The sequence below is a fragment of the Staphylococcus debuckii genome (assembly GCF_003718735.1).
GTDB classification, from domain to species: Bacteria; Bacillota; Bacilli; order Staphylococcales; family Staphylococcaceae; genus Staphylococcus; species Staphylococcus debuckii.
In genome coordinates this window covers 214,026-228,164 of sequence record NZ_CP033460.1, presented here as the reverse complement: position 1 = coordinate 228,164, position 14,139 = coordinate 214,026, and the positions used below count along the sequence as shown (strand labels likewise).

At 38.1% G+C, this 14,139-nt stretch carries 12 protein-coding genes, 2 tRNA genes and 1 other annotated feature; of the genes, 4 read left to right on the top strand and 10 right to left on the bottom strand.

Translation table 11 applies throughout. From position 1 onward, the window contains the following. Nucleotides 1-7 precede the first annotated feature (7 nt). Nucleotides 8-709, bottom strand: a complete 702-nt coding sequence (yycF, locus tag CNQ82_RS01120; protein WP_095102401.1) for a response regulator YycF — start codon at nucleotides 707-709, stop codon at nucleotides 8-10. A gap of 394 nt (nucleotides 710-1,103) precedes the next feature. Between yycF and CNQ82_RS01115 the strand changes: the two genes are divergently transcribed. Continuing rightward, the gene (locus CNQ82_RS01115) at nucleotides 1,104-1,706 is read left to right on the top strand and encodes a stage II sporulation protein M (protein WP_123143694.1); all 603 of its coding nucleotides are present in this window, start codon (nucleotides 1,104-1,106) and stop codon (nucleotides 1,704-1,706) included. Between the two features lie 52 nt (nucleotides 1,707-1,758). Here CNQ82_RS01115 and CNQ82_RS01110 read toward each other — a convergent pair. Together CNQ82_RS01110 and CNQ82_RS01105 are read right to left on the bottom strand one after the other, a co-directional pair. Further along, nucleotides 1,759-1,831 (bottom strand) — tRNA-Asp (locus tag CNQ82_RS01110). A 5-nt stretch (nucleotides 1,832-1,836) separates the two neighbouring features. After that, nucleotides 1,837-1,911, bottom strand: a tRNA-Glu gene (locus CNQ82_RS01105). 106 nt (nucleotides 1,912-2,017) lie between these two features. Between CNQ82_RS01105 and CNQ82_RS01100 the strand changes: the two genes are divergently transcribed. Beyond that, nucleotides 2,018-2,911, top strand: coding sequence for a YitT family protein (locus tag CNQ82_RS01100; protein ID WP_123143693.1), 894 nt, complete (start codon nucleotides 2,018-2,020; stop codon nucleotides 2,909-2,911). Between the two features lie 505 nt (nucleotides 2,912-3,416). On the opposite strand, the gene CNQ82_RS01095 is transcribed toward CNQ82_RS01100, so the two are convergent. From CNQ82_RS01095 to CNQ82_RS01075, 5 genes are all read right to left on the bottom strand, one after another. Continuing rightward, nucleotides 3,417-4,703, bottom strand: coding sequence for an adenylosuccinate synthase (locus tag CNQ82_RS01095; protein ID WP_123143692.1), 1,287 nt, complete (start codon nucleotides 4,701-4,703; stop codon nucleotides 3,417-3,419). Between the two features lie 348 nt (nucleotides 4,704-5,051). Continuing rightward, nucleotides 5,052-6,449 (bottom strand): replicative DNA helicase, encoded by a 1,398-nt coding sequence (gene dnaB / locus CNQ82_RS01090; protein WP_123143691.1) that lies wholly within the window; start codon nucleotides 6,447-6,449, stop codon nucleotides 5,052-5,054. Nucleotides 6,450-6,483: 34 nt separating this feature from the next. After that, the gene (gene rplI / locus CNQ82_RS01085; protein WP_046099742.1) at nucleotides 6,484-6,930 is read right to left on the bottom strand and encodes a 50S ribosomal protein L9; all 447 of its coding nucleotides are present in this window, start codon (nucleotides 6,928-6,930) and stop codon (nucleotides 6,484-6,486) included. After that, complete coding sequence (locus CNQ82_RS01080) at nucleotides 6,927-8,894, bottom strand: DHH family phosphoesterase (RefSeq protein ID WP_123143690.1); 1,968 nt, start codon at nucleotides 8,892-8,894, stop codon at nucleotides 6,927-6,929. The genes rplI and CNQ82_RS01080 overlap by 4 nt, the downstream gene beginning before the upstream one ends. Nucleotides 8,895-8,908: 14 nt before the next feature. Next, nucleotides 8,909-9,829, bottom strand: coding sequence for a DUF2232 domain-containing protein (locus CNQ82_RS01075; RefSeq protein WP_420876458.1), 921 nt, complete (start codon nucleotides 9,827-9,829; stop codon nucleotides 8,909-8,911). Nucleotides 9,830-10,055: 226 nt separating this feature from the next. Here CNQ82_RS01075 and CNQ82_RS01070 point away from each other — a divergent pair, with 226 nt between their 5' ends. Further along, the gene (locus tag CNQ82_RS01070; protein WP_123143688.1) at nucleotides 10,056-10,250 is read left to right on the top strand and encodes a hypothetical protein; all 195 of its coding nucleotides are present in this window, start codon (nucleotides 10,056-10,058) and stop codon (nucleotides 10,248-10,250) included. 127 nt (nucleotides 10,251-10,377) lie between these two features. Further along, complete coding sequence (locus tag CNQ82_RS01065; protein WP_123143687.1) at nucleotides 10,378-10,599, top strand: hypothetical protein; 222 nt, start codon at nucleotides 10,378-10,380, stop codon at nucleotides 10,597-10,599. 277 nt (nucleotides 10,600-10,876) lie between these two features. On the opposite strand, the gene serS is transcribed toward CNQ82_RS01065, so the two are convergent. Next, entirely contained in the window at nucleotides 10,877-12,163 is a 1,287-nt protein-coding gene (serS, locus tag CNQ82_RS01060) for a serine--tRNA ligase (RefSeq protein ID WP_123143686.1), read from the bottom strand. 93 nt (nucleotides 12,164-12,256) lie between these two features. Then, nucleotides 12,257-12,462: a binding site (T-box leader), on the bottom strand. Between the two features lie 85 nt (nucleotides 12,463-12,547). Further along, complete coding sequence (gene hutH, locus CNQ82_RS01055) at nucleotides 12,548-14,062, bottom strand: histidine ammonia-lyase (protein ID WP_123143685.1); 1,515 nt, start codon at nucleotides 14,060-14,062, stop codon at nucleotides 12,548-12,550. Nucleotides 14,063-14,139: the final 77 nt, after the last annotated feature.

Genomic DNA, 14,139 nt, shown 5'->3' with positions numbered 1-14,139 from the left:
TACGGCCTCAGTCATGTTGTTGAAGGAAATATCCAACGCCGCGGCGTGTCACAATATATTCTGGATGTGACGGATCATCTTCAATTTTTTCTCTTAAACGTCTGATAGTTACATCGACCGTACGAACATCGCCGAAGTAATCGTAACCCCAAACTGTTTGTAATAAGTGTTCACGTGTCATTACTTGTCCCATATGGTTTGCTAAATAGTGGAACAATTCGAATTCACGGTGTGTCAATTCGATATCTTTACCGCGTTTCTTAATAGAGTAAGCATCTGGATAAATCACGATATCTTTAATCGTAATTTCATTCGGTGCATTCTCCGCTTCTTGTGCTGGTTGTGTGTTGCGACGACGTAAGTTCGCTTTAACACGTGCAATCAATTCACGTGTACTGAATGGTTTCGTTACATAGTCGTCAGCACCAAGTTCAAGTCCTAAGACTTTATCAATTTCAGAGTCTTTTGCAGTCAACATAATAATAGGCATTTCGTACTTCTTGCGGACTTCACGACAAACCTCCATGCCGTCACGTCCAGGAAGCATAATATCTAAAAGTACGATATCTGGTTCTTCTTCGTAAATTAAGTCGATTGCATCATTCCCATCATATGCACAAAAGACTTCATAACCTTCTTTTTTCAAATTAAATTCTAGAATATCAGCAATAGGTTTTTCATCGTCTACTACAACTACTTTTCTCGCCATAATCCTAAACCTCATTTCTAATCTTAAATAATCGTACATGAATCTATTATAAATTTACATAAGTATCTACTATATAATTTACCATTTTTGACGTACCAATTCTATTTTCCAAACAAATTTAAAAGGATTGTCGACAATTGAACAAAAATCTTGTATAGAAAGTGATAAAAGCGCAGAAGGTAAAACGTGGTTACTGTTTAAAAATGGTGAATGTGATTTACTGAAAGAGTCATGCATACGGATATATTATAGCATCTCATCGCTCATTCGCATTGTAAATTGTTTATGAAGGCGTGGAGGGATGGAGTGGAATGAAGGACGATGCTATTAACCCTGAATTAAGTAGTTAGTTTGTTATACTGAGGGGAGAGATTAAATACAGAGGAGTTTATATATGCTATCTGATTCAACTTATCTTAAACGAGCACTGAAAATATTTCTGCTGATGACTTGTTTTCTTATACTCGGCATCATCTTAGCTTACATATTTCATCCTTCATTCAATACACTTAAAAGTATTGGAGACAAAATACCTGAGCATCTTAACCATGAATCAGGTTTGCACAAAGTTTGGGGATTTATTTATGAAAATGGACTGAGAGTACCGTCTCAAATGTTTATCTTAGCGCTCATACCTATCCCTTTCCTTTATTTATTAAACACCATTTTTACCGCTGTACTTCCAGGAGTATTATTGGGATTTTTACTTAACTTTACGCCTTACCGTGGCTTTATAGCTGTTATTGCAACTATACCTCACTATACATTTGAAGTTTTTGGTTTATGTATTGTGGCGAGTGGATTATATAAGGTTAATCAAGCTATTATTCGAAAAATTACTAATCTATTTCGCAGTAATAAAAAAGAGAACTATTCTCTTAAAGAAGCGCTTCTCAATTTGATTAAAGCTTTTGTACTGATTGGGTTACCATTAATTATCATCGCAGCTTTTTTAGAAACCTATGTCAGTGAATGGATTTTTAAAATTTTTACATAATATTAATAAAAAAGCATAAAAAAATTGCCCACCCTATTGGATGAGCAATATACGGTCTCGACGGGAATCGAACCCGCGATCTCCTGCGTGACAGGCAGGCGTGTTAACCGCTACACTACGAGACCAGAAATGGTGACTCCTACGGGACTCGAACCCGTGTTACCGCCGTGAAAGGGCGGTGTCTTAACCGCTTGACCAAGGAGCCATTTCTTAAGCACAAGATTGATTATATCAAGCGGTATTAAAAAACACAAGCTATTTTTAAAGTTTTTTTGTATAATTTTTACATAACCCAATTTAGGAGGAAATTTATGGAACATACTACTATTTCTGGGGGTCATAACAAAAAAGAGAAAAAATTATCACTCACACAAATTGTTGTCCGCATATTATTTTTAACCATAGGTGCATTACTTACAGCTGCAGGGCTGGAACTTTTCTTAGTACCGAACAAATTGCTTGATGGAGGCATTGTCGGTATCTCAATTATTTTATCTCACTTAACAGGATGGTCGCTCGGCCTATTTATTTTCATACTCAATTTACCGTTTTTCTTTTTAGGATATAAACAAATAGGTAAGACGTTTGCTATCTCTACTTTATATGCAATTACCATTCTTTCTGTGGGTACAACGCTCTTGCATCCCGTACAAGCCGTGGTGAAAGAACCGCTTCTCATCACTATTTTCGGTGGCGCTATTGTCGGAATCGGCGTAGGACTGGTAATACGTGCAGGCGGTACGATGGATGGTACCGAAATCATGTCTATCCTCTTGAACAATAAAGTTCCTTTTTCCGTAGGTGAAATCGTCATGATTTTCAACTTTTTCATCTTTGCGATTGCAGGTTTTATTTTCACTTGGGAAAGTGCGATGTACAGCTTTGTAGCCTACTTTATCGCGTTCAAGATGATTGATTTGATACTTGTCGGTCTCGATGAGTCAAAAGCTGTTTGGATTATCAGCGATGATTATAAAGAAATTGGAGAAGCTATCAATGACCGTCTAGGACGTGGTGTGACTTACTTAAATGCGGAGGGCGCTTATACTGGCGAACCGCGTAAAGTCGTTTTCTGCGTCATCACACGTGTCGAAGAAGCCAAATTGAAAGAGTTTGTGATGCAAATCGATCCGAACGCCTTCTTGTCCTTCGGTAATGTTTCTGAAGTACGTGGCGGTCATCATCGTAAGAAAGATATCCACTAAATTAGTGCGTAGTGGGAGTGTGGTAAGCAGGTGTGATGTGGGTGTTGCAAAAGTGGCGGGCTAGCATGACAGGGCGTGATGCGGTACGGCGCGGAATCTAGACACTTCTCGGAATCTTGTGTCTAGATTACACTCTTTTCTAGACACTTCTCTGAAACTTGTGTCCAGATTACGCCCTTTTCTAGACACTTCTCTGAAACTTGTGTCCAGATTACGCCCTTTTCTAGACACTTCTCTGAAACTTGTGTCTAAATAACACCCTTTTCTAGATTAGCAGTAGCTATCTGAACAGAAAATGCGCTTGTTCCAAGCTTTTTTCTATTCTAGTTAGCTTTGCCGGGGCGGAAAAACGAAATAATTTTTAATCAAAATCATTTCTGTTCCGCTCCCTTCTCTGAAACTTGTGTCTAGATCAATCCGTCGTTCCCTGAGCCATACAAAACAACCAACTCATATATAAAAAGACGTGCACATCTTCATGATATGCACGTCTTCTTTTATCCAATTATGACCATAAAGGTTTTAACATGTTTGTTTGTGTACGATCAGGACCTACTGAGAAGATTGAAATGTCTACGCCAGAAAGCTCAGAAATACGTTCTAAGTAATGACGTGCATTTTCTGGAAGTGCTTCTAAAGATTGTACGCCTGTAATATCTTCTGTCCATCCAGGTAATTCTTCATAGATAGGTTTGCAACGTTTCAAGTCGTTTAAGTTTGCAGGGTATTCAGTGATTTCTTTTCCATCCAACTCATAAGCTACGCAAATTTTAACAGTGTCTAAACCAGTTAAAACGTCGATTGAGTTGATAGATAAATCAGTAATACCGCTCACACGGCGTGAATGACGTAATACTACTGAGTCGAACCAGCCGACACGACGAGGGCGGCCTGTAGTTGTACCGTATTCACGGCCGACTTCACGGATGTGATGGCCGTCTTCATCAAATAATTCAGTAGGGAATGGGCCGTCACCGACACGTGAAGTATATGATTTACATACACCGATAACTTTAGATACTGCAGTCGGACCTACGCCACCGCCAACAGTTACGTTACCAGCAATTGGGTTGCTTGATGTAACGAATGGATATGTACCATGGTCGATATCAAGCATTACACCTTGTGCACCTTCGAATAATACGCGTTCATTTGCTGCTAAAGCGTCATCTAAGATTTTAGGTGTGTCTGTTACATATTCTTTCAAACGTTGACCTGCTGCATAATATTCTTCAAAGATATCTTCGAAAGCAGGAGCTTCTTCGTTAAACATACCTTTAAAGTATGCTGATTTGTATTCAAGGTTTGATTTTAATAATCTTTCAAAAGTTTCTTTGTCTAATAAATCCGCCATACGGATTCCGATTCTTTGTGCTTTATCAACGTATGCTGGGCCGATACCTTTCTTAGTCGTACCGATTTTGTTATCGCCGCGAAGACGTTCTTCATACTCATCTTGCAATAAGTGGTAAGGCAAAATAACTTGAGCACGGTTTGAAATGCGCAAATTATTTGTTGGAATACCGCGTTCGTTTAATGCATCCAACTCTTTCAATAAAGCAACAGGATCTACAACTACACCGTTACCAATCACTGAAAGTTTATCTTGATAAAAAATTCCTGATGGTACTAAGTGCAATTTGTAAGTTTCGCCGCCAAATTTGATTGTATGACCAGCGTTGTTACCGCCTGAAAAACGTGTAATCACGTCTGCTTGTTCTGCTAAAAAGTCTGTAATTTTACCTTTACCTTCGTCTCCCCATTGTGTCCCAACAACTACGATTGATGACATAAGAGCACCTCCAAGTTATTCTCAATTAACCATTAAGTATTCTATCAATTGTAAGCGCGTAATGCAAATAGAAAACGAACATTATTTTTTACAGTTTTTAGACAAAAAGCAATTCTTTGATTTCAGCTACAAAATGTCTTTACGCCTTTATTGATAGTATTTCAAGGATTATTTCTTTAAGAATATTACACATACTTATTGACATTTACCTTCTTTTAAATCGACTAAAAACCGTACATTTATATGTAAAAAACTTTAATTGTACGTAAAAATTTATTTTCCGCTATCCAAAAATTTCTTTTCAGCCATAAAAAAAGAGGTTGAAATCTAAATTCAACCTCCTGCAATTTACATCATATCTGCATGTGCATAATCAATATCTGTAAATTTATTGTATTGTTTCATGAAGTGTAATTTAACGGTACCAGTTGGACCGTTACGTTGTTTAGCAATAATGACTTCAATCTCGCCGTTATCATCATTCGCTACAGGTTCCATACCGCCATCATCGTCGTCTTCGTCACCTTCACGATTATAGTAATCATCGCGATATAAAAAGGCTACAATGTCGGCATCTTGCTCGATGGAACCAGATTCCCGAATATCACTCATCATTGGACGTTTATCTTGTCGTTGTTCTACACCACGAGATAACTGACTTAACGCAATGACTGGGCATTCAAGTTCACGTGCAATGGCTTTGAGTGTTCTGGAAATCTCAGATACTTCTTGTTGACGGTTGTCTGACATACGAGAACCGCTTCCCATAATCAACTGCAAGTAGTCGATTACTATCATATCTAAGCCATGTTCTTGCTTTAAACGGCGGCATTTCGAACGCAAATCTGTAATACGGATACCTGGTGTATCATCAATAAAGATTTTTGTCCTAGACAATTTACCGACAGCTACTGTAAATCGATTCCAGTCTTCTTCAGTCATTGTACCTGTACGTAAACGGTTAGAGTCTACGTTTCCTGAGCTACAAATCATACGTGTAGCCAACTGATCAGCACCCATCTCAAGCGAGAAGATACCTACAGTGTAGTTGCCTTCATTAGTCGCAACCTTTTGCGCAATATTTAAAGCGAAGGCAGTCTTACCTACTGATGGGCGGGCTGCTAAAATGATTAAATCATTGCGGTTGAACCCTGCTGTCATTTGGTCTAAATCACGATAACCTGTTGGAATACCAGGAGTCTGGCCACTATTTTGATCGAGTTCTTCAGCATTCTCATAAACCTGACCTAAGACATCCCTGATATCTTTAAAACCTTCTGATTCTCTTGTGGCAGAGAGTTCTAAAATTTTTCGTTCGGCATCACTTAAAACGTCATCTAAATCGAGTTCTGTATCATAACCGTCTTTCGCAATTTGATCCGCAACACGAATCAAATTACGTTTCGCTGCAAGCTTAAAGACGATTTCTCGATAATATTCAATATTGCGGGTCGTCGGTACTTTATTAGCTAATTCAGCCAAGTACTGCGGTCCGCCCGCTTCACTTAATGTTCCTTCTGATGTCAGCTGATCCATCAAGGTAACGACATCAATATCACTATTTTCCTCAGAGAGGTGCATCATCGCACGGAAAATGTGTTGGTGTGCGCCTCTATAAAAGGACTCAGGAAGTAAGACTCCCTGAGTTTCCCCGATGAGCTGCGGATCAATAATAATGGCACCTAAGACAGATTGCTCAGCCTCATTGTTATGCGGCATTTGGTTTTGTTCGTACATTCCATCCATTATGATTACACCTCTGATTTATTCCATTTCAAACTTATTGTTCTACAGTGTGGACACGAATTGTACCATCGACTTCTTTATCTAATTTAACAGGTACATTTGTATAACCTAACGCGTGGATACCATTTGGTAAGTCCATTTTACGTTTATCAATTTTGATATCGTGTTGTTTTTGCAAGGCTTGTGCGATTTGTTTAGTGCTGACAGAACCGAAAAGTTTGCCGCCTTCGCCTGATTTAGCTGTTACTTCAACTTCGATATCTTCTAATTTTTTCTTCAATGCTTTAGCGTCTTCAATTTCTTGTTCTCTTTCTTGTTCAGCACGTTTATTTTGTTGTTGTAATTGTTTTAAATTACCTGGAGTTGCTTCTACAGCAACATTTTTCTTGAATAAGAAGTTATTTGCATAACCTACTGGTACGTCTTTAACTTCGCCTTTTTTACCTTTACCTTTAACATCTTGTGTAAAAATTACTTTCATGCTTCTTCACTCCTACTCATTTGTTCATCTATCGCTTGTTGTAATTGTTGTACTGCTTCTTCTACTGATACACCTTTGATTTGAGTTGCAGCATTGGTTAAATGACCGCCGCCTCCCAGCGCTTCCATTGTCAATTGAACGTTAATAGAACCGAGCGAGCGGGCAGAAATACCGACTAGGTCATCTTCTCTGCGTGCAACCACGTAAGAAGCTTCTACACCATCTAAACTTAACAATTCATCTGCAGCTTGTGCAACTGTTACAGGATGATAAATTTTATCGTTTGAACCATGTGCAATTGCTATGCCGTGATCTTGCAGTTTAACCGTACGGATTAATTCTGAACGATTGATATAGGTATCAATATCATCTTTCAAGAAATGTTGTGTCAGAATAGTATCTGCACCGTGTGCACGCAAGTAACTTGCCGCATCAAAGGTTCTGGAACCGGTACGCAACGTAAAGTTTCTTGTATCTACAATAATACCTGCATACATAATTGTGGATTCAAGTCTTGTTAAACGTTGCTCTGTCGGTTGATATTCCAGCAACTCGGTTACCAATTCTGCTGTAGAGCTGGCATATGGTTCCATATAAACCAAGAGCGGATGAGAGATAAAGCTTTCACCACGACGGTGATGGTCAATAACTACTTTGCGGTTGGCTTTATTTAAAATATTTTCATCTAAGACCATCTCTGGTTTATGTGTATCTACTACAACGAGTGTCGTTTTGGATGTCATCATATCCCATGCTTCATCAGAAGTAAGGAAACGATCTTTCAACTCTGGTTTCTTATCAATTTCATCCATTACGCGTCGCAATGTCGGATCAATATCTTCTTCATTTAACACAACGTATGCATCTAAGTTGTTCATCATAGCAAAGCGTGAAACACCGATAGCTGCACCAATTGCATCTAAATCAGGACGTTTATGTCCCATGATGATAACTTTGTCGCCTTCCATTAAGATATCTTTCAAGGCGTGAGAAATGACGCGGGCACGTACACGGGTTCTTTTTTCCATCGGGTCAGTCTTACCACCATAGAAACGTACGTTGCCGTTAATGTGTTTGATTGCGACTTGGTCACCGCCACGTCCTAGCGCTAAATCAAGTCCAGATTGTGATAATTCACCTAAATCGATGAGGTTCTCTGAGCCTTCCCCTACTCCGATACTTAGGGTCAATTGAGCACGGTACCCGACACTTTTTTCACGTAAGTGTTTTAGAATATCGAAGTTCGAGTCTTCTAATTGGGATAAGATACGTTGGTTCAAATAAGCTACGAATTGGTCTGAGCTGTAACGTTTGAAGTAGATATCATATTCTGAAGCCCAACGACTGATGACGCGTGTCACCATAGAGTTGATTTCAGAGCGTTGTGTATCATTCATGTTCTGTGTGATTTCATCGTAGTTATCTAAGAATAATGTCGCAATTATCGGCTTGGAATCTTCATACAATTGCGTTGTATGTACCTCTTCTGTGATATCGAAGAAATAAAGTACGCGTTCTTCTTCAGAATAACGGACGCGATAATGATAACTGCCGTCAGTAATTTCAATTTCTTGTGTCTTCTCTAATTGTTTCAGAATGTTAGGATACACTTCATTTATCGGATCTGAGATAACATTACGGTCTAACCGATCAGACATGAAATGGTTCATCCATTCTACATCCTCATTTTCATCTAAGACAATCACACCGATTGGCAAGCTCTTAATTGCTATGCTGTTACCGGCTGATATTTGTCCGCTTAAATCATCTACATAATTATCCAAACGTAAGAATGCATTGCGCAGTGCAAATGCACTGATAAAAATCATTACCAATAAAACTGCTGAAGCAATACCTGCTACAAGTTGGTTAAAGACAAACCAGACTACTACAAGTGCAATAGCAGTTAATACCATCAATAAAAAAGGAATAATCAGTGCTTTCTTAGTGGATTGACGATTCATTCTGTCACCTCAAATCATTTTTTGATAAATCGTTTTAAGTTGAAACATAAATCTACTACACCTAAGAGTCCGATGACTGGTAAAACAGGTGTCAATAAAAATCCTAAAATCATTAATATAATGCCTATACCAGGTGGCAGTTGTTTTACTTTTGCAAAGAAAGCAATCACGCTTAAACCTTGAATAAACATGACGAACGAAAGAATAACTTGCATATTCAAGACAATGCTTTGGAATGTTCCTGGTTGTGATGCAAACATGACACACAACAGAACGATAAAGTAGATATATGCTAATATACGATTGAATTGCCATGCGAATAATGGTCTGAACACGGGTGTTGCGATCTTGAATTTACGTAAAATCGGAAATGTTACAATCAAATTAATTAAAATCAAGAAGAAAATTGCGATGATGATGTAGCTTGGCAATTGCACAGCCATTTGGCGGAATCCCTCTTCTAATACACCGCGAGATGCTGAGTCTAAACCGCTCATCGCCATCATATCGTACAATTGATCTTTAGACGGTTTCACGAGTACTTGGGTATTCGGAATACGCTTGAATACTTGCAGCATCATAAACGCGCCTAACGTTAAAATACTCATATATGTAGTTGCGATATAAAGTATGCGTTCTTTAGAAGTTCGTTCTTTTAATAGCTGACCTACAATTAAACTCAATAGTAAGACAAAAACAATGTAGCTAAGAAGCCCTTCACTTCCAAAAAATACTACTAAAACAACTGTAATGAGTGCGCCTATGCCGAATGACATGATGGACTTATGCCATAAAATGATTCCTGGCACTGTTGCTACGAAGAACAATAGTAGTCCAGCAAACGGCAGAAAGTAGGTGACTGCTGCAACAATAATGAGTGCTAATGTTGCGAGAAACGTCGCCTTAAAGTCTATTTTTGCAAACAAATTCGCCACTCCTATACTTTAGTAACTATAAGAATTATTTTAACATAGTTGGCAAGAATCACCTACTTCATTTACCTTGTAAGAAACATGAAACTGCATGTGTTGATTAAACCGTTAACATTTATCAACTTGTTCTATTCAATTTCTCTTCTTTGGCTATGTTTTCAAAATGTTAATTGAGGTACAATTTCATTAAAGAAATCGTTCGAATTTAAATGGAAGGAGGATATATTATATGTCAATTGGATCTGTAATTTTTTACGTGATTATATTTTTATTGTTATTCATTGCAGGGGCTATATTGTTAATAGAGCTTTCTAAACCTAAACATTTACGTAATCAATATCCGACGCTAGTGGCGAATATTATGGTACTTGTCGCAATGATTATTCTCTTAGTCGGCTCTATCATTCAGCATTTTTTTAAATAATTGTACTTTATTAATTATTTGTTAAAATCCTCAAACTCCTATCGTAATCTGTTAAAAACCACGTTATAATTGAATTGTTAAGAAATGAGAAAAGAAGTTTTAAATTTATAAAGGAGTACCAGTTGAAATGCAGAAAGTCCTTTTCGGCGGAAGTAGTTTAGCACTATTTTTTGCCAGTGTTTTATGTTTTGTTTTACATGCATTAATCAGAATGACAATTACAGGACTCATTTTCTTTAATGCTGGAGATTTCTTGATTCCACTTGGTTATGGTTTCTTTACTTTAAGTATCATCAGCTTTATCGCATTTCTATGTGCAAATGCTCTTGATTCAACTAGATTACGCTGAATACAGCTTCTAAGGTAAGACTTCCGTTTGTCTGAAGTTAGACATACGGTACATTCTCAATCCTTGATGCTATGCTATTTATTATATACTATTCAATACCGATTATCCGAAGAGGATAGTCGGTATTTTTTGTACTTTTTTGGGAAATAATAGTTTGGGAAATAAAAAAGATGAGTGCTGCATTGGTAGGTGCAGCACTCAAAGTGGTAGGTAAAATATATATTGGAACGAGGTTGGATCATCTTAATTCGTTATTCCAACTACTCGATGATCCCATTTATTTTGTTGCTGGGCCGATTTTTGTTTTTCCGCCCATGAATGGAACTAATGCTTCAGGAATTGTAATTGAACCATCCGCATTTTGGTAGTTCTCTACAATCGCCGCGAATGTACGTCCGACTGCCAAACCACTTCCGTTCAATGTATGAACTAATTCTGGTTTAGAATCTTTATCGCGTTTGAAGCGGATATTTGCACGGCGTGCTTGGAAATCTGTCATGTTAGAGCATGAGCTGATTTCTTTGTAATCTTCATAACTTGGAAGCCAAACTTCTAAGTCATAAGTTTTACTTGAACTGAATCCAAGGTCGCCAGTACAAAGAATGACACGACGATATGGTAATTCAAGTTCTTCTAAGATAGCTTCTGCGTTGCTTGTTAACTGTTCTAATGCATCCCAAGAATCTTCAGGTTTTTCAAAACGTACCAACTCAACTTTGTCGAATTGATGCAAGCGAATTAAGCCACGTGTATCACGTCCGGCAGAACCCGCTTCACTTCTGAAGCAAGCTGACTGTGCAGTGAACTTGCCTGGCAATTGATCTGCAGACAAGACTTCTTCGCGGTAGTAGTTAGTAAGCGGAACCTCTGCTGTCGGAATCATGTACAAGCCTTCTTTTTCCACTTTGAACAAGTCTTCCTCAAATTTAGGTAATTGACCTGTACCATACATAGAGTTTGCATTTACTAATTGAGGTACCATCATTTCAGTATAACCGTGTTGTGTTGTGTGCTTAGTAAGCATGTAGTTCATTAATGCACGTTCTAATTGTGCACCTTCATTTGTTAAGAAGACGAAACGCGCACCTGATACGCGAGCAGCACGGTCAAAATTGGCCATTCCTAATTCTTCTACTAAGTCCCAGTGTGCTTTCGCTTCAAAGTCGAATTGACGAGGCGTACCCCATTTTTTCACTTCGATATTTTCTTCATCAGAATCGCCTTCAGGAACATCGTCATTCATGATGTTAGGGATTGTAGATAATCTGTAATTTAATTTTTCATCTACTTCATTTAATTCAGTATCTACTTCTTTAATGTCCTCGCCTAATTTTCTCATTTCAGCAATAACATCATCTGCATCTTCTTTATTACGTTTCTTCTCAGCAATTTCATCACTGACTTTGTTTCTTTTCGCTTTCATTTCTTCTGCTTTACCAATCAACTCACGACGTTTGTTGTCTAATTCTAAAACTTCGTCTACTACTTGTGGCTCCATACCACGTAATTTAACTTTTTCTTTTAAGTGATCTGGTTCATTTCTGAATAATTTGATATCTAACATAATGCTGTCATCCTTTCCAATATATCTACCAATTTTTTGAGTAATGTAAATCTATTAAGGAGGCAAAAAACAATAAAAAAATACCACGCCCCTACAAGGGACGTGGTATTACGTGTTGCCACCCTATTTAACAGTACAAGCATAAATACTCGGACTGCACTCTCGCTAAAATAACGGTTATTACCGGTTGTTCCTTTAATATGCAGGTAGATTCGTCTCAAATATTGATTGCTTATTCACACTCACCATAAGCTCTCTGAAATCAAATATCAGGATTACTTGTCCTGCGAACAATGTCTTATGAACTTAAGTTCACTATAGCAAACGTCATTATAATTTGCAATAAGTATTTTCAACTTTTTCAGAATTCAATAAAAATTCTTGTTATTTACATTCAATATCTGCATAGGCACTTTGCTGTAAATAGCGGGATACTTGCGTAATATCTTTGTGGAATTGACGGTCTTGAGTAATCGCTGGTGTGATATTGCGTAAGGTTTCATATTTTTCACGTGTCCGTGGAGACAATTTATCGATCCCTTTCAACTCTACAGCTTGCAAAGCAATAATTAACTCAATAGCCAACACGCGTCTCGTATTATCCACAATTTGATATCCGTGACGTGAGGCAATTGTTCCCATCGATACGTGATCTTCTTGATTGGCTGAAGAAGGTATAGAGTCTACACTTGCGGGATGTGCAAGGGTTTTATTTTCAGAAACTAAACTTGCTGCCGCATATTGCATAATCATTGCGCCACTTTGTAATCCTGGTTCCGGACTCAAGAAGGCAGGCAAGTCACCATTCAATTGCGGATTAACTAAACGTTCTAAGCGACGTTCTGCAATATTGCCCAATTCACTTACGGCTACCTTTAAAAAGTCTAAGGCATAAGCGACAGGTTGGCCGTGGAAATTGCCTCCAGAGATGACGAGCGTTTCGTCGTCTTCATGAAAAATCAGCGGATTGTCATTAGCCGCATTCATTTCACGTTCTAATTGTTTTTTTACAAAATTCAAAGTTTCGAAGCTGGCACCGTGTACTTGCGGAATACAACGTAAAGTATAAGCATCTTGAACACGGATTTCACCTTGTCTAGTAGTTAAATTAGAATCTTCTAACCAATACAACATACGATCTGCCACTGCGCTTTGTTCAGGAAAGTTACGTACATCATGTACTTCAGGACGATAGGCATCTGTGATTCCGTTCAACGCTTGATGTGTTAAAGCAGCAATCCACTCTGATTGATAAGCTAAGGCTTCCGCTTCAATCCAGCTTATCACGCCTTGTGCTGTCATAGCTTGCGTACCATTGATTAATGCCAGTCCCTCTTTAGCAGATAGCTGTAAAGGTTGACGTCCTAATTCGTCTAATACAGCAATGCTCTCGCGTTCTTCTTGTTGGTAATAAACTTTACCTTCGCCGATTAATGCTAAAGCCAGATGAGACAGAGGTGCTAAATCGCCAGACGCTCCTAATGAACCTTGTTGCGGAATAATCGGAATAATACGTTCATTAATGAAATAAGTCAATTGCTCTACTAAATCAGTCGTTACACCTGAATGACCTTTTAACATCGTATTCAAACGTAAAATCATCATCACTAATGAAACATCATGTGAAAAGGGCTCGCCTGTCCCGCACGCATGTGAACGAATTAAGTTGACTTGAAGCTGATTATATTGGTCTGGATCAATTAAGACATCACTGAATAAACCGAATCCTGTGGTAATGCCATAGATTGTTTCTTTATTTTTAATAATATCTTCTACAATAGCACGGCTCTTCTTAACACGTTCCATCGCCTCAGATGAGATTGAAATCTTATCTTGCTGATGTAAAAAATGCTTTATATCTTCAATTGTGAGCGACGCTCCGTTTAATTCTAATGTCAATTGAATTTACCTCCTCAGTAAAATAAATGGTTATAATTATCACAAGTATACGCTTACATTCAGAGAGCGACAATAGA